General features: G+C 59.0%; 14 protein-coding genes. 6 read left to right on the top strand and 8 right to left on the bottom strand.

Annotated elements, in window-relative coordinates; all coding sequences use genetic code 11:
- Positions 1-38: 38 nt before the first annotated feature.
- Complete coding sequence (lptG, locus tag ACYX4K_RS03045) at positions 39-1,100, bottom strand: LPS export ABC transporter permease LptG (protein ID WP_475093577.1); 1,062 nt, start codon at positions 1,098-1,100, stop codon at positions 39-41.
- Positions 1,087-2,226 carry an LPS export ABC transporter permease LptF gene (lptF, locus tag ACYX4K_RS03040; RefSeq protein ID WP_475093578.1) on the bottom strand — a complete coding sequence of 380 codons (1,140 nt, stop codon included), beginning with the start codon at positions 2,224-2,226 and terminating at the stop codon, positions 1,087-1,089. The genes lptG and lptF overlap by 14 nt, the downstream gene beginning before the upstream one ends.
- A 302-nt stretch (positions 2,227-2,528) precedes the next feature.
- Between lptF and ACYX4K_RS03035 the strand changes: the two genes are divergently transcribed.
- The 4 genes from ACYX4K_RS03035 (at position 2,529) to ACYX4K_RS03020 (ending at position 8,623) form a co-directional block, all read left to right on the top strand.
- Positions 2,529-3,998, top strand: a complete 1,470-nt coding sequence (locus tag ACYX4K_RS03035) for a leucyl aminopeptidase (protein WP_475093579.1) — start codon at positions 2,529-2,531, stop codon at positions 3,996-3,998.
- Positions 3,999-4,326: 328 nt separating this feature from the next.
- A complete protein-coding gene (locus tag ACYX4K_RS03030; protein ID WP_475093957.1) occupies positions 4,327-4,752 on the top strand; it encodes a DNA polymerase III subunit chi in 426 nt (141 codons plus the stop codon).
- A gap of 21 nt (positions 4,753-4,773) precedes the next feature.
- Positions 4,774-5,688: a hypothetical protein gene (locus tag ACYX4K_RS03025; RefSeq protein WP_475093580.1), complete on the top strand. Its 915-nt coding sequence runs from the start codon at positions 4,774-4,776 to the stop codon at positions 5,686-5,688.
- A gap of 163 nt (positions 5,689-5,851) precedes the next feature.
- Complete coding sequence (locus tag ACYX4K_RS03020; protein WP_475093581.1) at positions 5,852-8,623, top strand: valine--tRNA ligase; 2,772 nt, start codon at positions 5,852-5,854, stop codon at positions 8,621-8,623.
- Positions 8,624-8,838: 215 nt separating this feature from the next.
- On the opposite strand, the gene ACYX4K_RS03015 is transcribed toward ACYX4K_RS03020, so the two are convergent.
- The 6 genes from ACYX4K_RS03015 to ACYX4K_RS02990 all read right to left on the bottom strand — a co-directional run bounded on the left by ACYX4K_RS03015 (position 8,839) and on the right by ACYX4K_RS02990 (position 16,240).
- Positions 8,839-9,828, bottom strand: coding sequence for an alpha-L-glutamate ligase-like protein (locus ACYX4K_RS03015; RefSeq protein WP_475093582.1), 990 nt, complete (start codon positions 9,826-9,828; stop codon positions 8,839-8,841).
- Positions 9,828-11,360: an inactive transglutaminase family protein gene (locus tag ACYX4K_RS03010; protein ID WP_475093583.1), complete on the bottom strand. Its 1,533-nt coding sequence runs from the start codon at positions 11,358-11,360 to the stop codon at positions 9,828-9,830. The genes ACYX4K_RS03015 and ACYX4K_RS03010 overlap by 1 nt, the downstream gene beginning before the upstream one ends.
- Positions 11,361-11,476: 116 nt before the next feature.
- Positions 11,477-12,172, bottom strand: a complete 696-nt coding sequence (locus tag ACYX4K_RS03005) for an ATP-dependent zinc protease family protein (RefSeq protein ID WP_475093584.1) — start codon at positions 12,170-12,172, stop codon at positions 11,477-11,479.
- A 278-nt stretch (positions 12,173-12,450) separates the two neighbouring features.
- Entirely contained in the window at positions 12,451-12,777 is a 327-nt protein-coding gene (locus tag ACYX4K_RS03000) for a YqcC family protein (RefSeq protein ID WP_475093585.1), read from the bottom strand.
- Positions 12,778-12,818: 41 nt separating this feature from the next.
- Positions 12,819-14,978, bottom strand: a complete 2,160-nt coding sequence (gene dinG / locus ACYX4K_RS02995) for an ATP-dependent DNA helicase DinG (protein WP_475093586.1) — start codon at positions 14,976-14,978, stop codon at positions 12,819-12,821.
- Between the two features lie 86 nt (positions 14,979-15,064).
- Positions 15,065-16,240, bottom strand: coding sequence for a 1-acyl-sn-glycerol-3-phosphate acyltransferase (locus ACYX4K_RS02990; protein ID WP_475093587.1), 1,176 nt, complete (start codon positions 16,238-16,240; stop codon positions 15,065-15,067).
- A 362-nt stretch (positions 16,241-16,602) separates the two neighbouring features.
- On the opposite strand from ACYX4K_RS02990, the gene nhaC reads away from it, so the two are divergent.
- A complete protein-coding gene (gene nhaC, locus ACYX4K_RS02985) occupies positions 16,603-18,093 on the top strand; it encodes a Na+/H+ antiporter NhaC (RefSeq protein WP_475093588.1) in 1,491 nt (496 codons plus the stop codon).
- A gap of 8 nt (positions 18,094-18,101) precedes the next feature.
- Positions 18,102-19,169, top strand: a complete 1,068-nt coding sequence (locus ACYX4K_RS02980; RefSeq protein WP_475093589.1) for a DUF3549 family protein — start codon at positions 18,102-18,104, stop codon at positions 19,167-19,169.
- The last annotated feature ends 900 nt before the right edge of the window (positions 19,170-20,069 follow it).

The raw sequence follows: 20,069 nt of genomic DNA, 5'->3' as shown, positions 1-20,069 counted from the left end.
CACCGCCACCAGGCTGGAAATTGTTACACCAGCGAGGCTTACCTCGCTCGCTTCAATAGCGCCCATCCCAGCAGAAAACTGGCCAGAATCGGCACGATCACCGCCACAAATGGTGGGAAACCGAATACCACCGAAGACGGGCCCAGCATATCCTGCACCGTTTGAAACACGATGCCCACGATCACCCCGGTAAACACCCGCAGGCCAGTGGTCACTTCCCGCAACGGACCGAAAATAAACGAGATGGCCATCATCACCAGGCCGGCGATCGTGAGCGGCTGCAATATCTTTTTCCAGAACGCCAGCCAGTAGCGCGCTGACTCCTCTCCCTTTCGGTCGAGGAATCGACCATAGGACCAGAGGTTGCGCGGTGACAGATCCGACGGCAGTGGCACTACCAGGGAAAACAGATTCGGAGACATGTCCGAATCCCAGGTTGACTCGACCTGGGTGGTGCTACTTGCGCGCTCCGGGGTCAGGCTTGTCTGGCGGCTGTTCTGCAATTCCCAGCGGCCTCGAACGTAATAACCGCGCTCGGAAAAAACCACCTGCTCCAGCTGGTAATCCTGATCGAATTTGTAGCGAGTAACTCCGAACAAGGTACCGCCGGGCAGTGCGGCATTGAAATGCACAAACTCGCCTCCCTCGAACAACCACAGCCCCTGCTCCAGGCCAGAATTCTCAAACTCCCCTAATGCAATCGCGCGTTCGCTCTCCGCCGTTTGGTTAGTATAAGGAATCACCAGCTCAGCAAGAGCGAGCCCGAGCACTATTACTACCAGAACAGGCTTCATTACCGCCCAGGCGATACGGCCTATGGATATTCCCGCTGCACGCATGACCGTCAGCTCGCTGGTTCCGGCGAGCGTGCCGAGCCCCACCATGCAGCCCACGAGAGCCGAAAAACCGAGCTGGCTGTATATACGCTCTGGCAGCGTCCACACCACATATTCGATCATATCGGTGAACTGGTAGTTACCGCCGAGATCTCCGAGGCCGTCAACAATGGCCGAGATCACATCCAGCCCAAGGATCACCATGAGCACCGCAAGGATCGCCAGAGTAACTGTACGGGCGATGTAACGATCAAGCAGGGACATGCTCACCTCCTTTATTCGCGCCACCACCTCCGCGCTTGCGCGGTTTCTTGAGTTTGCGACCGCCCAACAGGAATAAGCCGAGGATCAGGAACGGTGGGTGTACCAACCAGATCGCCCAGGCCTGCTCAATCTTGCCGTCTTCAATAGCACCGCGAACCCCCTGCAGCGCAACGAGATAAATAATGTACAGCAGCACCGCCGGGATCATCTTGGCGTAACGGCCCTGACGCGGATTGGTACGGCTCAGGGGAACCGCGAGAATCGCCACCACCAGCACCAGTACTGGCAAGCTCAAACGCCAGTGCAGATTCACGCGCTCACGAGGGTCTTTACTTTTCCACAGCGCGGCGGTAGACATGGATTGCAGTTTTTCGCTGGCCTTGGAGCGCAACCTCGGCACCTCCAGTAAAACCTCGTAACTGGAAAAGGCCATCTGGCGATAATCGCTTTGCCCCGGCACGCCTTCGTAGCGGTAGCCGTCACGCAGTACCAGGTAGCGCAGGCCGGTTTCCGGGTCTATCTGCTGCACCCCTTCGCGGGCCACGGTAACGATCTGGTGATCGGTCTCAGTGTCACCGCGGGAATTGCCCAGCTCTGCCAGAAACACGTTGTGCATGGTGGAACGGTCGTCGCTCAGCCCCTCGGCGTAGTACACCGCGCGACCGCCGCCGGTGGCGACAAATTTCTTCGGCACCAGGTGATCGAATTCATTGCGTGTCTTGTCGGCAGTAAGCAGGTGGGAGGTCCGCTCGATCCCGGTGGGCGTGAGATACAGGCTCATGGCCGCCACAAGCGCCGCCACCATCAGCGCCGGTACCAGGGTATAGCGCAGCAACTGGCGCTCGCTGAACCCGCAGGCGTGCAGCACCGTCATTTCACTTTCGATATACAGACGGCCGTACGCCAGCAGAATACCGACGAAAAAGCCCAGAGGAATGACGAGCTCGAGGAAGCCCGGCAGGCGGAAGCCCATCAGAGAGAACAGGATTCCGGCGGAAAGGTCACCCGCCGCAGCTTCCGCCAGATACTTCACAAAACGGCCACTCATGACCATCAGCAGTAACACGGCGCTGACAGCTAAAGTTGCACCGAGCAACTCGCGGCAGAGGTAGCGGAAAATAATCACTGAACGACCAGCTTCCCTGATTGCACTGTAAGAATTGAAGCGATTGGAAATGCGATTCCAGCTTATCGGTCTTGGTGGATGTCAGAGTAGAACATCCCTTCAGAGGTTCCCGAGCAAACTAATCCTTCTCGGGTTAAACTTGTGCGGCGCATTATCACCAAAAAGCCCGGCAATGTCTCGGTCCGCCATCGTTTCTCTGGATTACCGACAGCAAGACACCCCCGAGCCCGCATCATCCGGCTCCAGGCGCTCGTCTGCATCCACGCCGCGGCAAGCGACAAAACCATCAAGGAACCTATTACATGCAGTTTACCGCCAAGGTCACCGACATACTGAAACAGCGTACCGCGTGTGCGATCATCGCCGTTGACAACAAGAACCGCTTCACCGACAGCGGCAGCGCACTGGACAAGGCAGCCGGTGGCAACCTGGCCAAACTTCTGAAGCGCGGCGACCTGGGCAGCGCCACCGGCAGCACCCTGATAGTGCCGAACCTGGAGGGCGGCGCCGAGCGTGTACTACTGGTGCGCAGCAGTAAAGCTCCAGTCTCCCAGGTCGAGTTCCGCAAACTGGCCAACAACAGCGCCCGCGCTGTCAAAAACCTGAAAGACGCCACCTCTTTCCTGGCCGAAGTCACCGTAAAAGACGCCGACGCCACCTGGCAGGGTGCGCAACTCGCCCTCGCCGCCGGTCTCGCCACCTACAAATTCACGCGCTGCCACAGCGACGCCAAGCCCAACCCGCTTGCCAAATTCACCGCCCACGCCCCGGACAAAAAGCAGCTGAAAGCCCTGCAGAAAGGTGTGGAGTTCGGCGGTGGCCAGGCGCTCGGCAGCAACGTCGCCCGCGAACTGGGCAACCTGCCAGGCAACATCTGCACCCCCAGCTACCTGGCAAGTGAAGCCAAAGCACTGGCGAAAAAACACGCAAAGCTCTCCACCACGGTGATGGACAACAAGAAGATGGAATCCCTCGGCATGGGCGCATTTATGAGCGTGGCCAAGGGCAGCGACGAGCCGGCGGCGATGATCGCCATGAACTACAAGGGCGGTAAAGCCGGCCAGAAGCCGATTGTGCTCGTCGGTAAAGGCATTACCTTTGATACTGGCGGCATCAGCCTGAAGCCCGGCGCCATGATGGACGAAATGAAGTTCGACATGTGCGGCGCGGCCAGCGTGTTCGGCGTGATGAACGCCCTGGTGGAAATGAATGCTCCGGTCAATGTGGTGGGCGTAGTCGCTGCGGCAGAAAACATGCCCAGCGGCCGCGCCAGCAAGCCGGGGGATGTCGTCACCTCCATGAGTGGCAAGACCATCGAGATTCTCAACACCGATGCGGAAGGCCGTCTGGTACTGTGTGACGCCCTGACCTGGGCTGGCAAATTCAAGCCCAGCGTAGTGATCGACGTGGCCACCCTCACCGGCGCCTGTGTAATCGCCCTCGGTCACCACGCCACAGGCCTTTACGCCAACCAGGACAAGCTTGCTGAAGAGCTGATCGCCGCCGGCGAAACCACCGGTGACCGCGCCTGGCGCATGCCGCTGTGGGACGAGTACCAGCCCATGCTGAACTCCAACTTTGCCGACATGCAGAACATTGGCGGCCGCGAAGCCGGCTCCGTGACCGCCGCCTGCTTCCTCGCCCGCTTCGCCGAAGACTACAACTGGGCCCACCTGGATATCGCCGGCAGCGCCTGGAAATCCGGAGCCGCCAAAGGCGCGACCGGACGCCCGGTTCCGCTGCTGCTGCAATACATCCTGAATAAAAAATAATCAGGACTTATTCGACACCCCAAACTTCGGGCGAAGGTCCTGATACCGGCAACGGTTCGCAGGACCTTCTGCGAGAGGGACCTCGCAGAAGAGCCCCCAGGGATGGGTTCACGGCGTGTCCTGCGAACCGTTGCCGGTAGCAGGACCGCTACCTACCCAGGATCAGTGCTATGTCCTGATCAGGTGGCGCCGCCGCTGCCCGGTAAACCCTTGCGAGACACGCCGTGAACCCATCCCTGGGGGCTCTGCAAAAACATCCTGTTTTTGAAGGTCTCGCAAGGGTTTACCGGGCAGCGACGGCTTCGCATCGACCGATTGTGCGTTGAAGATGACCCGTATCGACTTCTATGTTTTGGCCTCAGAGAATCCCGACGAGATCCAGAGCTTTGCCTGCCGCCTGGCCGAGAAAGCGTTCCGCAGTGGTTTGCGGGTACTGATCGCTATGGATAACGAGCAACAGGCCAAGCAATTTGATGAGCTGCTGTGGACCTTCAGGGAAGACAGTTTCCTGCCCCACGCCCCGCAAAACCTGGATCAGCAGGCCGCCATCGAAATCAACAGCGGCGAAGACCCCGGCCAGCATCACGGGCTACTGATCAACCTTTGTACAGAAGTGCCCGGCTGGTTCAGCCAATTCGACCGCCTTGCAGAAATCGTCTGCCAGCACCCAGACTCTCTCGCCCGCTCAAGAACGCGATACAGTCACTTCCGCGACAGGGGATATCCGTTACAATCCCATAAAATCGCCATTTGATCAGAGCCCGAGCCAAGTGCCATGTCCGGCCGAAAGAAGAATAGAAAACACCGCCACGGTCAGCCGCCCCACGAATTGCTAAGTGAACTGAGCTCACTGCACGAGCTGCTCGGCAGTGATATGGAAGCGGATATTCCTCTGCTAGATCAGGTCGCGAGCCCCGGAAGCAATGACACGGCTCCAAATTCCGCACCCGCTGCGCGGGAACCCCGCGCTCCGCTTGCACCACCGCGCCCGCTGGAAGAGGCCGACCTGCCCATTCTGTTCAGTCCCATCGATGAAGAGCTGACCGACGACTACGCCCCGACCCTCAGCGATGCAGACCGGGAGCTTTTGCGCCCGCTTCAGGATCTTCCGCGCGCACTGGCCACCATGCCCGAGCACACGACTGCCGGGGCAAGCGAGCAAGTCAAAGAGAAACCGGAGCCCGAGCAGAGCGAAGTCCGCGGTTCAAATGCTGACCTTAAAGAAGAATTCCAACCCGGCCTGTTTGATGCACCACGCCAGCAGGTGCCTCAGCAGGAGTCCCCTCAAGCACCTTCCGGGCAAGCCACACAAGCGCCTGCTTCCGCGGTCGAACGAGGGCAAAAACCAGCGGATAAAGAGTCTGCGGCTGACACAAAACCGCCGGAGACGGTACATTCCACCCAGCCGGCTCTCGCCCGCGCGGCCTCGGAGAACCCGTTTCTGCCGCCTCATATCCGCGCGCGCCTGACCGGCGGTCGCATCCCGAAACCGGACGCGGAACCCGCGGTGGCCGCTCCGGAGCCCCAGCCTGAAACCGGAGATACCAAGGACGCCGAAGCGGATGAAGAGCCCGGGATCCGTGACAAGCTGATTGAACAGCTGATGGCCGAGCAGCTGCCCGAGCTGGAACGGCAGCTGCGCGCCAATATCACCGCGCTGGTCAACGAGATCTATCCGGAAGACGATTGAACCTTCGGCCACCAAATCCGGACTTCCGGAGTGCGTCGTTGCACTACACTTTTGCCCTCCCCGACCCCAGCGGTATAATTCCGCCCCTTTTATTTATTCACTGCCCCCGGAACCGATAGTGACCGGGCGGCCAGCCCATACAACGCAAGGCATTCCCCCGCGCATGGACAAGACATACCAGCCCAACGCCATCGAACAACAGTGGTACAAAACCTGGGAAGAGAACGGCTATTTCAAGCCCTCCGGCGACACCCAGGCCGCCCCCTACTCCATCATGATTCCGCCACCCAACGTGACCGGCAGCCTGCATATGGGCCACGGTTTCCAGGAATCCATCATGGACGCGTTGATCCGCTACCACCGCATGAAGGGCGATAACACCCTGTGGCAGGTGGGTACCGACCACGCCGGTATCGCCACCCAGATGGTGGTGGAGCGTCTGCTGGCAGCGGAAGGCAAAAATCGCCACGAGCTGGGCCGCGACAAGTTCATCGAAAAAGTGTGGGAGTGGAAGGAAGAATCCGGCGGAAATATCACCCGCCAACTGCGTCGCCTCGGCGCCAGCCCGGACTGGTCGCGCGAGCGCTTCACCATGGACGACGGCTTCTACAAGGCCGTGCAGGAAGTGTTTATCCGCCTGTACGAAGACGACCTGATCTACCGCGGCAAGCGCCTGGTGAACTGGGATCCGAAACTGCACACCGCGATTTCCGATCTGGAAGTGTTGAATGAAGAAGAACAGGGCAGCCTGTGGCACTTCCGCTACCCACTGACCGATGGCTCCGGCCACCTTGTGGTCGCCACTACGCGCCCGGAAACCATGCTTGGCGATACCGCCGTGGCGGTGCACCCGGAAGACGAGCGCTACAAGCACCTGATCGGCAAAACCATCACCTTGCCCCTGGCAAATCGCGAAATCCCGATCATCGCGGACGATTACGTGGATCTGGAATTCGGCACCGGCTGCGTAAAGATCACCCCGGCGCACGATTTCAACGACTACGAAATGGGCCAGCGCCACGATCTGGAAATGATCAATATCCTGGACCAGGACGCCAACCTGAACGAAAACGTGCCGGAAAAATACCAGGGCATGGAGCGCTTCGCCGCGCGCAAGCAGGTGGTGGAGGATCTGGACGCCCTGGGCCTGCTGGAAAAAATCGAACCGCACACTCTCAAAGTGCCCCGCGGCGACCGCTCCGGCGTGGTGATCGAACCGTGGCTCACCGATCAGTGGTATGTGAAAACCCAGCCTCTGGCAGACGAAGCCATCAAGGTCGTGGAAGACGGCGACGTGGAGTTCGTGCCGAAGAATTACGAGAACATGTACTTCTCCTGGATGCGCGACATTCAGGACTGGTGTATCTCCCGTCAGCTGTGGTGGGGCCACCGCATCCCGGCGTGGTACGACAACGACGGCAAGGTCTATGTGGGCCGCTCGGAAGAAGACGTGCGCGAGAAATACAACCTCGGCGATATCGAACTGCGCCAGGACGAAGACGTGCTCGACACCTGGTTCTCCTCGGGCCTGTGGACCTTCGGCACCCTCGGCTGGCCGGAAGAAACCCCGGAGCTGGCGGCGTTCCACCCGACCTCGGTACTGGTTACCGGCTTCGACATCATCTTCTTCTGGGTCGCGCGTATGATGATGCTGACCCTCTACTTCAAGAAAGAAGTGCCGTTCAAAACCGTGTACGTGCACGGCCTGGTGCGCGATGGCCAGGGCCAGAAGATGTCCAAGTCCAAGGGCAACGTGCTGGACCCCATCGACCTGATCGACGGTATCGACCTGGAAAGTCTGGTGGCCAAGCGTACTTACGGGCTCATGAACCCCAAAGACGCGAAAAAAATTGAAAAGCAGACCCGCAAGGAATTCCCGGAAGGTCTCGCCGCTTACGGCACCGACGCCCTGCGCTACACCTATTACTCGCTGGCCTCCACCGGCCGCGATATCAAGTTCGACGTGGGCCGTATCGAAGGCTTCCGCAACTTCTGCAACAAGATCTGGAACGCTTCCCGCTACGTACTGCAGAACTGCGACGGCCACGACTGCGGGCAGGACGGCAGTGAAGATTTCGAGCTGAGCATTGCGGACCGCTGGATCATTTCCCAGCTGCAGCGCACCGAGATCGCGGTAAAAGAAGCCATCGAAAGCTACCGCTTCGATCTGGCCTCCCAGGCCCTGTACGACTTTGTGTGGAGCGAGTACTGCAGCTGGTACCTGGAGCTGTCCAAGCCGGTCCTGTGGGACGACAACGCCAGCGACGCGATCAAGAAAGGCACCCGCCGCACCCTGATCCGCGTACTGGAAACCATCCTGCGCCTGGCGCACCCGCTGATGCCCTACATCACCGAGGAAATCTGGCAGCGCGCGAAGGACCTGGCAGGCAAGGCCGGCGACACCATCATGTTGCAACCGTACCCGGAGGCCAACGAGCACCGCATCGACGAGAATGCCGAAGCGGCCATTGCCTGGCTGAAAGGTGTGATTGAAGGCGTGCGCAATATTCGCGGTGAAATGAATATTTCCCCGGCGAAGAAGATCCCGCTGATCCTGCGCGGTGGCTCCGAGCACGATGAAGACCTGCTCAAGCAGACCCGCAGCCTGCTCACCAAACTGGCGAGCCTGGAATCCATCGACTGGCTGGCAAAAGGCGCCGAAGCACCGGCCTCCTCCACCGCCTTTGTGGGCGAGCTGGAATTGCTGGTACCCATGGCCGGCCTGATCGATGTGGAAGCGGAAAGTGCGCGGGTTCAGAAGGAGCTGGACAAGCTGGACAAAGACCTGAAACAGGTCGCCGGAAAACTGCAGAACCCGAACTTTGTGGACAAGGCACCGGAAGCGGTTGTGAACAAGGAGAAGCAGCGACTGGCGGATCTGGAGAGCACTCGCGCGCGCTTTGTTGAGCAGTTGGAATCGCTGAAGAATCTGTAACCGGGTCGGTTATTCCACCGAAAGGCCCATGTGGAATGTTATGTAGGCATTTCCATGGGCCATGTATATTCCCGCCCGTCATCCCGGCCTTGCGCCGGGATCCATAATTGCACGGTGCCCAAACTCAGTACTGGATACCGGCTCTCGCCGGTATGACGTCTTTAGGCTAAAGGCCTGCCATCAAGCTAAAGGCTTGCTATAGCGCTAAGGGCTTTTTATAGGGCTAAGGGCTTAGCCGCGAAATAGTCCATCGAATACGCTACGCGCTCATCCACATTTTTTTCCAGCTGCTCCAGGTCCATATCCTCGATATGTTCCAGGCGCGTGCGCAATCCGACACCATTGGCAATCTGAATCGCGAGCCCGGGACGCGCATTGGCTTCCAGCAGCAGCGGTCCGCGTTTGCGGTCCAGCACGATATCGCAGCCGAGGTAGCCAAGCCCGGTCATTTCGTAGCAGCTGGCCGCCAGACGCACCAGCTCTTTCCAGTCCGGCACCTCCAGATCGGCGAAGGGCATCTGGGTATCCGGATGAATCTCCACCCGCATCCCCCGCTGCACCGCGTGGGAGGCCTTGCCGGTAGCGAGATCGACGCCCACCCCCACTGCGCCCTGGTGCAGATTGGCCTTGCCGTCGGAGTCGTGGGTAGAGCAACGGAGCATGGCCATTACCGGGTAGCCGCGGAATACGATCACACGGATATCCGGCACACCCTCAAACGAGTATTTGTCGAAGATAGGGTCGAAATCCACCAGGGCCTCGATCATCACCCGGTCGGGCTTGCCGCCGAGGCTGTAAAGGCCGCTGTGGATATTGCTCACGTGGCGCTGGATATCCAGCGTGGTAACTTTATTGCCAGAGGGTTTTAAGTAGTCTTCCCCGTCACGCCCCACAATCACCAGAATCCCCTTGCCGCCGGAGCCGCGCGCCGGCTTGATCACGAACTTTTCCAGCGGCTCGATGACTTCCATTACCCGCTTGCGGCTGGGCTGGGTCTCGAAGGCGGCAATCAGTTCCGGGACAGGAATCCGGTAGCGCTTGGCCTGGCGCTTGGTGTTGAGCTTGTCGTCGACAATGGGGTATTTATCGCGATCGTTGTACCGCGCAATGTAATGCACATTGCGCGCGTTCATGCCCAGTATGCCGAGCTTCCTCAGCGCAAAGGGCGAGACCAGGCCACCGCGAAAGATAGACGGCAGATGCATCAGCGCACCAGCTGGCGGAACCGCGCCAGTTCACCGAGCCGATAACCGGTGTAGTTACCGACGATCATGATAAAGCCCAGCAATACCAGCAACAGCTCTGGGAAGTTGAAAGTCCAGTGCTCGATATAGCGGTTGGTCATCACCCACCAGGCAATCACCGCTACCAGCAAACTGCCACCTGCCTGCACCACCACCTCATAAGGCCCATCTTCTTCCCACACGATGGACATACGCTCGATGGTCCAGGCGAGAATGATCATCGGGAAGAAGGTCACCGTCAGCGCCTGCTCGATACCGAGCTTGTAACTCACCACACTGATGGCCCCCATCAATATCACCACCGTGACCACCACGGCGGCGATCCTCGCCACAAGGAGCAGGTTGAGCCTGCTGAGATAGAAGCGAATCCACAGGCCGAGGATCAGGATCAATACGAAAATCGCAAGACCGGTAAACAGCTGGGTTTCAATAAAGGCGATGGCCAGCAGCACCGGCATAAAGGTGCCGGAGGTACGCAGGCCCACAAATACTCGTAACAGAACAACCACCAAAGCGCCCACCGGCACCAGCAGGATCAGTTTGAAGATACTCTGCTGCTCGATCGGCAGGCTGTAGATGGAGAAGTCCACCAGGGCTTCTTTTTCCTGGCTGGTGCTCAGCATGGCCACATCGCGGGCGGGAACATCGTTGGAGATTACCGAGAAGGTCACACCGGAATTCCGGCCACCCTCTACATCCAGCAGGCTTTTGCCACCGCGCTGCCAGATAAAGAAGTTTTTTGGCACACCCGGTGAGCCGCTCTGGGGCTCAAAGACCACCCAGCGCTTGCCATCAAAAATTTCCAGCAGGTCTTCCGGATCCAGACGGCGACGATCGTCTTCCAGATACAGTCCGCGAATACGGTGTGCAGGGATATCGGCCGCAGACAGCACCAGCAGGGCGACATCGACGAAAGAGCGGTCCTTGTAATAGCCGAAGATCAGGTTGCGATCCTGATTGCGGTTATCGCTCAGCGCCGTAAGCAGTTCCGAGGTAAAGGTACTGGTGTCGGAGGAGCGCTCGCGGGCGGACCCCACCAGAGAATAAATCGCCTGACGCACCGCTTCCTGTTCACGGGCACCGAGGAGCGGTTTCACGACCTGAGTGCTCAGATCCAGTGGCTGCTCCAGTGCAGCGCCGGGCGTCTGGTGTACATCCAGCTGGTAGAACAACGACTGTACACCGCTGGCCTGGCGCTTGGCCCAGACCGCACGATACTCGTCGTCTTCGCTGATAATATTGAAGCCGTAACCGGAGGAGCTGAAGGTTTCCCCCAGCACTTCCATATTGCGCTGCTCCCGCGGCAGGGTCAGCGCGGCCTTGGCGGGGCCGCCGTCGGCTGTAAAGCGCACTTTGGCCTCAATGGTCCACACGGTGCGGTATTCACCGGGCAACAGCGGGAAGCCCAGTTCGACATTTTTATAGATAGTGAGGCCGGCACCCATAAGAGCGAGTATCGCGGCGAGAATATAGACCTGAGCCCGTGGCGACATTCGCCATTCCCCGTTTCAAAATGAATTGCAGCTTTTGGCCGCGTATTTTGCCGATTACCGCAAGTTCTGCCAGTAACCGCGCCACATTTCCGGGGTTACCCGTCAGCAACCATGGGTTATTTACCAACCTCCGGCGCCACACCGTTTCCCTGAACCAGCTTGCGGCTCACATCAACCACTGCGGCATCCTTCAGAAAATTGCGCCCCACCAACAGCGGGAATTCAAACTCTCCACGCTCCACCAGGTTCACCTCCACCATGTGGGTAACTTCACCAATGGTCAGACTCATGTTGACGATGGGGCGACGCTGGCGATCAAACCCGGGCCGCGCGACGCGCACGTGGCGCTTGATCGGCAATTCGATCTTTACCGGCTCCGCATCACCGCCGTCTGAAAGGTTGAAACGCACCCAGTCGCTGCCATCACGCTCGAAAGGCGTCATCTCCAGCACGCTCAGTGAGCAGGTCGCTGCACCGGTATCCACCAGCGCCTTCAGGCGCAGGCCACCGGGCTCAACCACAAAATACTCTTCCGAGCCGAGGACCAGCTTGTCTTTGGCAACGGGTACTTCGACGATTTTCTCGAACTTGCGCTCGATTACCCGTTCCACCACTTTGACCTCGGGTTCGGCGCACACCACAGCCTCCACCGGCGGGCACTGCCCTGACGCATCGGGAGTCCCCTGGGGAGGCGGTGTTTCTTCGAACACATTGGGTGTTTCCGGTAAGGCGGGCTCTGACGGGAGCAGCGTCTCACAACCGGCTAGCAGCTGAACAAGCAGCAACAGGGAAATAGAAGGCAAAAACCGCATCTGTTCTTATTACTACCTTAGGGCGCGGGGTCGGCCCTTTGCACTGTTATCAAGTAATCCTGGCGGTATAACACCGGGTGCTCCTTGCACCCCGAATTTTGCAAAGCCCGGATATTACCTTATCCACTTCACAACTGCACCGGGGGCCCAATCACCCTTTTCGCGGGTTAGGGCGCACAGATTAAGGAAAGGGTAGCCGGCAATCGACGAGACGCGATGGTACCAAGTGGTCACAACGAATCAAGCGACAATCGCCACCACCGTGAAATGTGTGCTGGTCAGCCTCGCACCAGACGCTCGTCTATTTCTGTCAGTTTGGCGACCAGGGTCACACCCGACAGACTGCCACCACGGAAATACTCCTCGGCCATGGGCGCAATACCGCACTGCTCTGGCAATGGCTGCTCAAACTCCACCAGATGGCTCATGCGCGCGAGAAATACGAACTGCAGCCACTGGGGAAATGTCAGGGTATCCACGCAGAATGGCTGGGTGCTGGCCAGGGCCTCGGCGCTGGGCGGGGTTTCTTCCCACAGGCCGAGTGCACGCAGCTCGGCTTCTATTTCGAGCAACAGGGTGGCGATATCCGAATAGATGGATTTCATATCAGGCAACTATCTAACTACAACTATGTATCTAAATGGGGCTAGTTCACAGCACGCCGAAACGGCGGCAGCGAGTCCAGCATGGCACGGCCATAGCGTTTAGTAACAATACGGCGGTCCAGCAGGGTAATAGTGCCGCTGTCCTGCTCGGTACGCAGCAGGCGACCGCACGCCTGTACCAGCTTGAGCGCGGCATCCGGCACGGTGATCTGCATGAAGGGATTCCCGCCCTTGGCTTCAATCCACTCCGCCAGGGCGGCCTCGATAGGGTCATCCGGCACTGCGAATGGCAACTTGGCAATAATCACATGACGGCAGTAATCGCCGGGTAAATCGAGGCCTTCCGCAAAACTGGCGAGGCCAAACAACACACTGCGACCGCCCTTGTCGATACTCTTTTTATGGCTGTCCAGCAATTGCTGGCGAGACTGTACCCCCTGCATCAAAATACGGTTGCGCCAGGTGCCGGGCAGGGACTCGTAGACGGTTTCCATCTGCCGGCGGGAGGCGAATAACACCAGGGCGCCACCCTCTTTATCTCCATCCAGTAACTCCGGAAGCGCCTCGATTACCGCGTTGGTGTGCAGGTCGGCGTTGTTGGCCTCCACGGCGTCCCTGGGTACACGCAGTTCCGCGCGGGAGAAATCAAACGGGCTGGGTACGATTTCGTAACTGGCATTGTCCGGCGTGCCGGCGCGCATTTTCAGGCGATCAAAGCGACCCAGCGCGGTGAGCGTGGCAGAGGTCAGCACCGCGCCAAAGCAGCGGCGCCACAGGCTGTATTCCAGGGTTTTGCCGGCGAGAATCGGTGAGCTGCACACTTCAAAATCGAAAGAACCACCCCAGTCCACCAGGGTGATCCAGCGCGCCTGGGGCACAGAGCCCTGGTCTTCCCTTGAATAATTGGCCCACAGTTGCAGGTTCGCCTCGGCGCGGCCGTGCCAGCCGCCGAGTACCGGGTACCAGCGCTCCAGATCGACTATGGGCACCGGGCTGTGGGCGTCTTCCATCATGCGCTGGGCCACCTGCACCATTTTGCCCAGCAGCGCCTCCATCTCGTCGAAGTCCTCGCGCAATTGATCCGCGAGTTGCTGCAGGGATTCCGGTACCACACCGCCCTCAAAGCGGAAGCGGGCACTGCGGGACTGCTGGCCGCCGCGGCCGCGCTCTTCCTCGAATTCACACAGGTCTTCAATGAGCGGCCAGGCCATTTCCATTTTCTGTTTGGCGGACGTGAACAGCGCGGGCAGCTCTTCTCCGGCGCGGTCCAGCTCGCCGCCATCGCCAATCTCGCCCAGCAACTGGCTCAGATTTTTGTTGGCCTGGTCCAGCCAGCCGGTGGTGGCTCCCACGCGGCTGTGGTGGGCAAAGTGATTGAGCGCCTTGTCCGGCAGGTGGTGGGCCTCGTCGAGCACATAGATGGAATCTTCCGGTGCCGGCAGAATGGCGCCGCCGCCCAGGGCAAGGTCTGCCAGTAACAGATCGTGATTGGCGACGATGACGCGGCTTTTGCCCAGGCTTTCGCGGGCGCGGAAGAAGCTGCAGCTGCTGACGTGGGGACAGCGACGGCCGCTGCACTGGCGGTGGTCGGTGGTCACCCGGCTCCAGTCTTCCCCTTCCAATGTGTCTTTCCAGTTATCGCGGTCGCCATCCCAGCGGCCACTGGCCAACTCATCGGCCATCTCCCGATACAGTTTGACGCCCGCCTCGTCCACCTGGGGCTTTTCGTCCTCGTACAAGGCAAGGGAGGCACCGACACCGCTGGAGGTGAGTTCGGTGAGTAGCTGATCGAGCTTGGACAGGCACAGGTAGCGCCCGCGGCCCTTGGCCAGGGCCACATCAAACTTGAGGCCAGAATGACGCACCAGCTCCGGCAGATCCTTGAGGATGATCTGCTCCTGCAGGGCCACGGTAGCGGTGGAGACAACCAAGGTTTTGTCGTGGGCGATGGCCATGGGGATGGCCGCCAGCAGGTAGGAGACGGTTTTACCGGTACCGGTGCCCGCCTCCACCACGCAGATATGCTGGCCGTCGGTCTTGCCGTGGTCCCGCTCACCGGCGCCATTGCGCTCGATGCCGCCGAGGGCGCGGGCGATCGCTGCAATCATCAGTTTCTGGCCGTAGCGGGCTTTCAGCTCGCGGCCGCTGAGAAACTGACGATAGGCGTTCTGGATGGATTCTTTGTCTTTATCGCTGAGCACTGGGGACCGACTGAACCTGCACTAAAGGAGTAAATCAGCCGGGCATTATCCATGCTTGCTTAGGATTGCGCCAATCAGGATTCCGCTCACTGCTCGAAAGCGAGCCGCGAAACCACCGGGTTGGCGTAGCCCTGGATGGCCTTGTCCCGCCAGCGCTCATCGATAGCAGCCATACGCTGTTCGAATTGCTCGCGGATCTCCTGGTGCTCATCCGGGTGCCAGGGCTTGGGGGGATAGCCCACCGGTACCTGAGGCGCCTCCCCGTAGATCATCTGGTAAGCGATCAGGTTGGTCGGATGCAGCACATAGTTTCCGATAATCTGGCGATCGATCTCGTCCGCCAGTGAACCCACGTCATTGAAATCCCCTTCAATCGGGGTACCGAAGGCCGCATGGACATGGCCCTTCTTGCCGACCACACCCTTGCCGATGCTGCCGAGATCTTCATGGGCTTCCTTCTGGTACTCGTCCTGGTGCTCCTTGATGTACAACTCACGGGCCTTGTAGCGGTCACAGGGGTCCCACTCATAGGAGATTGACAGGGGCACGATATGCAGCTCGCGCCAGAACTCCGCAAAAGGCTGCTCCTTGGGCTTGGCCATGGCAAACATTGCCGCCAGTGCGGGGTTGGTGCGGTCCAGGCCGTCTTTGGCGCGGCCGGCCCGCTGGGCGATCCACACGTGCTCGTTGTCGTTGACGATGGAGTGATGGATGTATTTTGACAGGGTCGTGGCCGCGGTCAGTTTTTCGCGGCGGCTACCGGAGCTGCGCTTCACCACAAAACACTTGTTGAGCTTCATGATATCCGCGGCAAACTGCTTGGAGAGGAGATTGTCGCCGATGGCAATACGGGAAGTCTCATGCCCTTCCTTGAACATGGCGAGAATCGCCAGCGCAGGATCCATGGCAATGTCCCGGTGATTGCTGACAAACAAGCAGGCGCGGTCCCGCGGCAACGTATCCAGGCCCGAGATAGAAAGGCCACAGCTGGTGCGATTGACCGCCTTTTCCAGATACTTGGCGATGACCTCCTGCACGCCCCGAATATTGTGGGCGTTGCGGAATTCGAAGCGCACAAACTGGCGCACCAGCCACGCAAGCGGACGCTCCAGCTTGCTTGCGGCGCCGGGGAGCAGGAAATGGGCCACTACCCGGGACATTTCCGGGTCTTCTACCAGGCGACGCAGCGCGGCGCGCGCTTCATCATCGCGGTACGGGCGGATTTCATCAAACTGACTGGGGTCGATATTTCTCGCATTCATATGGAGTAGTGCTACCTGCCAACTTCAGCGCGCCGAGATTCAGGCCCGCCACGCTCTGGCTCATTCTTATTGTGGCCCAGCAAATACGCTCCGATGCAATACCGGGGCAATATCGAGATAGAGCCGGGCGAAACCGGCGCAGAACATACCGGATGCGGCGAAGAACTGCCAGCGCCAGCCGCGACTCACAGGTTACACACCTGGCGAATGGAGAAATTTTGCCGCTACCGGCCACACCGGCACCACTATAGACATATGCGGAGCCGGCCCCGAGAATAGGCCGCTTCAATAACAAGAAACTGACTTGGCGCCCCGGTCACAAGCCGGACGGCCAGTACCCTGCTTGCCACTAGGAGACCACCTTGAGTCACACCAGTTCCAGCGAGTCGCAGCACGACTCCCGCAAACCCAGCCTGCTGGATGCCCTGATCCCACTCCTGATCCTGATCGCCCTGCTGTCCCTGTCCGTATATTTCTACGGCGCCGATTCATCGTACGGACCCAACCAGATTGCCCTGCTGCTCTGTGCTGGCGTGGCCGCAATGGTGGGCATGAAAAATGGCTTCACCTGGAAAGAAATGGAAGGCGGCATGCTGCACGGCATGAGCCTGGTGTTCGGCGCCATCCTGATCCTGCTGGCAGTCGGTGCGCTGATCGGCAGCTGGATTCTCGCTGGCACCGTACCCTCGATGATCTACTACGGAGTGCAGTTGCTCTCCCCCCAGTGGTTCTACGCTGCCAGCTGTATCATCTGTGCGGTTGTCGGTCTGAGTATCGGCTCCAGCTGGACCACCGCGGGCACCCTGGGTGTGGCGCTGATGGGGATCGCTGCGGCGCTCGGCCTGAACCCGGCGATTACCGCCGGTGCGGTGATCTCCGGCGCCTACTTCGGCGACAAAATGTCGCCGCTATCTGACACCACCAATGTGGCCGCCGCGGTAACCTCCAACGACCTGTTCCTGCATATCCGCCATATGCTGTGGACCACCATCCCCGCTTTCACCATCGCCCTGATCATTTTCGCGGTGATCGGCCTCAGCTCCAATACCGGCCACGCCTCCGCAGAGGACATCCAGACACTGCTTGGCGCCCTGCAAGATGAGTTCAGCATTTCGATCGTGAGCATGCTGCCCCTGGTGCTGCTGCTGGCGATGGCGTGGAAGAAAGTACCCGCTTACCCGACACTGATCATCGGGTCACTGGTGGGCTGCCTGATCGCAATGATCTTCGAGCCCAATGCCACACGCCAACTGGCCGGGGGAGAAGGCACTCTCAACCTGTTGAAAGGCGCCTGGCACAGCCTGTTCGACGGCTATAAATCCACCTCCAGTAATGAAGCCGTCGCCTCTCTGCTTTCCAAGGGCGGAATGAGCAGCATGCTCAACACAATCTGGCTGATTATTTCCGCCATGGCGTTTGGTGGCGTGATGGAGCGCGCCGGCTTCCTCGAGCGAATCGTCAACTGGGCGCTGTCCGGGGTAAAAACCGTGGGCGGCCTGATCACCTCCACCGTCCTTACCTGCTTCGGCATGAACGCAGCCGCCGGTGACCAGTACATGGCCATCATCATTCCCGGGCGCATGTTCCGCGAGGCATTTGAAGGCAAGGGCCTGCACGGCCTGAACCTGTCGCGCACCCTGGAAGACTCCGGCACCATTACCTCTGTACTGATTCCGTGGAATACCTGTGGCGCCTATATGAGTGCCACCCTCGGCATTGCCACTTTCACTTACGCGCCCTTCGCCCTGTTCAATATCATCTGTCCGCTGCTCGCCATTGCCTATGGCTGGTTGCACTTCAAGCAGATGCCCCTGGGCGTGCAGCAACCCCTACAAGATGCAGAAAAAGCCTGAAGTATCCAATGGCCAACACATTAACCGACCTGATTACCGATGCGGATTTTGATCTGCGCTGGTTTGACCTGGGGCGCCGTGTGCGCCCCATTTCAAAACGAGATGCGCTGAGTTTTGAAGAGGGCGCCACCCCCTGGCCCCACCCCTATCTTCGCCAGGCCTGGTGCGGCCTGCTTCTGACACCGGTAAACGCTGACAGCGAAAGTGCCGCAGAGCCGGCGGTATGGTTCCTCAGACTGCCACTGGATGAGCAGGGAAAATTGCTGCTGCCGATTCGCGACCGCTTTTTGCGTGAGCTTCAGCAGGCCCTGGATCCGTCTCACTCGCCAGCGCGCAGTGGCGGCGCCCCAGCCAAAGCGCTGCAACAGGCATTGGAAAACAGCGGCCTGATGTTTACGCCGGCGGCGGACAAGAGCGCAGTGTTTCACGCCAAGGCCGCGAGGGTACTGCAGCGGGCTGCCAGCGATCACTTCCCGGCCGCCAAGGCCTATGCCAAAGATCCCGCGGCATTTCCCTGGGAGCAACTGGCTCTACAAGGTCTGGCAGATCTGGCCGTGCGCTGGGATAAAGAGCAGGCAAACCTGGCGGCAAATCTGCCGCGTTTTGCCGCCCCCGCCCTGATTTCCCTGTGCCAGTGCCTGGAAAGCGAGGCCGTGGACCATCAACTGGTGGAGCCGTTGATCGCCCGCGCAAGACAATCCCTGGAATCGGACACACCGGATTTCAATCTGGTGATCGCAGTCATTCGCGGTATCTCCCACAGCCCCGCCAGGGGTATGCGGCAGCAGTTTTTATCCTGGATACTGGAAGACAACCCCGCCGGGTCCGCGACTCAGCCGGAAGTACTTGCAGCCATAGGCAGCCGCTGCAGCAAAGATCTCGCGCTACCCGCGCTGGCCAGGAGTTGGCTGGAACGGCTCAGTGCCAGTCAGCCCCAGGAGACCTTCAATCTCCTGCTGACCGACTTGCTCTTCCTTCCCCAACTGCGCAATGTGTTGCTGGGCGTGCTCCGAGACCCGGAGAGACAGGAATCTGTTGCCATGTCCTTCGGGCGTTTTCTCCAGTCGGGCACCTGATTCCTGCGAGCGTTGGCGACCCATAAATCGGCCAAACGCACCCTCTTCTTCCACCTCACTCTCTTTCAATTTCCTCGCGCGCATGAAAAATGCGCGCAATTCAACCTCAGTGCTCCGGTGAATTTCATCACGTTTTGAATTTTCTGGCGCCGCCTTCTGCGCAAACTGGCGGCAACGAAGGAAAAAAAATTCTTTTTCACTTTACTGAAAAAAAATAATACCCACTCTGCAATGATGCAGTGTGGCTGTTAAACGTAATTTGGCGTTTAACCCTTTAAATTCAGGCCCACTGGGACGACAAACTGGCGGCGTTTTTATCCTGAATTCACCTGTGGCGGCTATTTTAACCGCGCGCCTATTACACTCCATTGGGCGGTATGTTTGTAGAAAAGATTTTTACAAAGCACACCAAACAGGTGACGTTTTATTGTCTATGCTATTGACTAACATCAACGGAAAGGAGTTAGGGGATGAATTTCACTCCAGCCAAGTACTTAACCGGAATTATTTGTGCACTGGTCCTCGCAGGTTGTTGTGCACCGGCTCCGATGCCGGCCGCCTGCCCTCCAGGATCAGAGCAAATTCCGACTTCCATGGCTTGTCCTGCGGACGCGGATTGCTGGATGGCATCCGATAATGTTCGCTGTATGAAAGTGGTTAAATAATCACTCTCTGACAGGTTCATGCAAATGCCGCTTTTCGAAGCGGCATTTTGCATTCTGGACCCCACAAAATTTTCCCACGTAACTTTCATTTCACCACCAGCGGCTCCCGAGCGTCACCATCGCTTCACATCCTACCCCGGTATTCCCTGCTACCTTCCAAGCCAGTTTCACCCCATTTTTGTAGAATCTTGCTACGTTCCTGTATCTGATTTGCACAACCATTACAGGATCACCT

Source organism: Microbulbifer sp. ABF4_107 (assembly GCF_056312215.1).
This window is presented reverse-complemented; position numbering and strand designations above follow the sequence as displayed.

Bases quoted from the DNA above. Each gene is read 5' to 3' on its own strand.
- ACYX4K_RS03010 (WP_475093583.1), bottom strand. From the start codon at position 11,360: ATGTCGCCACGGGCTCAGGTCTATATTCTCGCCGCGATACTCGCTCTT.
- ACYX4K_RS02990 (WP_475093587.1), bottom strand. From the start codon at position 16,240: ATGAATGCGAGAAATATCGACCCCAGTCAGTTTGATGAAATCCGCCCG.
- ACYX4K_RS03000 (WP_475093585.1), bottom strand. From the start codon at position 12,777: ATGAAATCCATCTATTCGGATATCGCCACCCTGTTGCTCGAAATAGAA.
- ACYX4K_RS03025 (WP_475093580.1), top strand. From the start codon at position 4,774: ATGTCCGGCCGAAAGAAGAATAGAAAACACCGCCACGGTCAGCCGCCC.
- ACYX4K_RS03015 (WP_475093582.1), bottom strand. From the start codon at position 9,828: ATGCATCTGCCGTCTATCTTTCGCGGTGGCCTGGTCTCGCCCTTTGCG.
- lptG (WP_475093577.1), bottom strand. From the start codon at position 1,100: ATGTCCCTGCTTGATCGTTACATCGCCCGTACAGTTACTCTGGCGATC.
- ACYX4K_RS03005 (WP_475093584.1), bottom strand. From the start codon at position 12,172: ATGCGGTTTTTGCCTTCTATTTCCCTGTTGCTGCTTGTTCAGCTGCTA.
- ACYX4K_RS03030 (WP_475093957.1), top strand. From the start codon at position 4,327: ATGACCCGTATCGACTTCTATGTTTTGGCCTCAGAGAATCCCGACGAG.
- ACYX4K_RS02980 (WP_475093589.1), top strand. From the start codon at position 18,102: ATGGCCAACACATTAACCGACCTGATTACCGATGCGGATTTTGATCTG.
- ACYX4K_RS03020 (WP_475093581.1), top strand. From the start codon at position 5,852: ATGGACAAGACATACCAGCCCAACGCCATCGAACAACAGTGGTACAAA.
- ACYX4K_RS03035 (WP_475093579.1), top strand. From the start codon at position 2,529: ATGCAGTTTACCGCCAAGGTCACCGACATACTGAAACAGCGTACCGCG.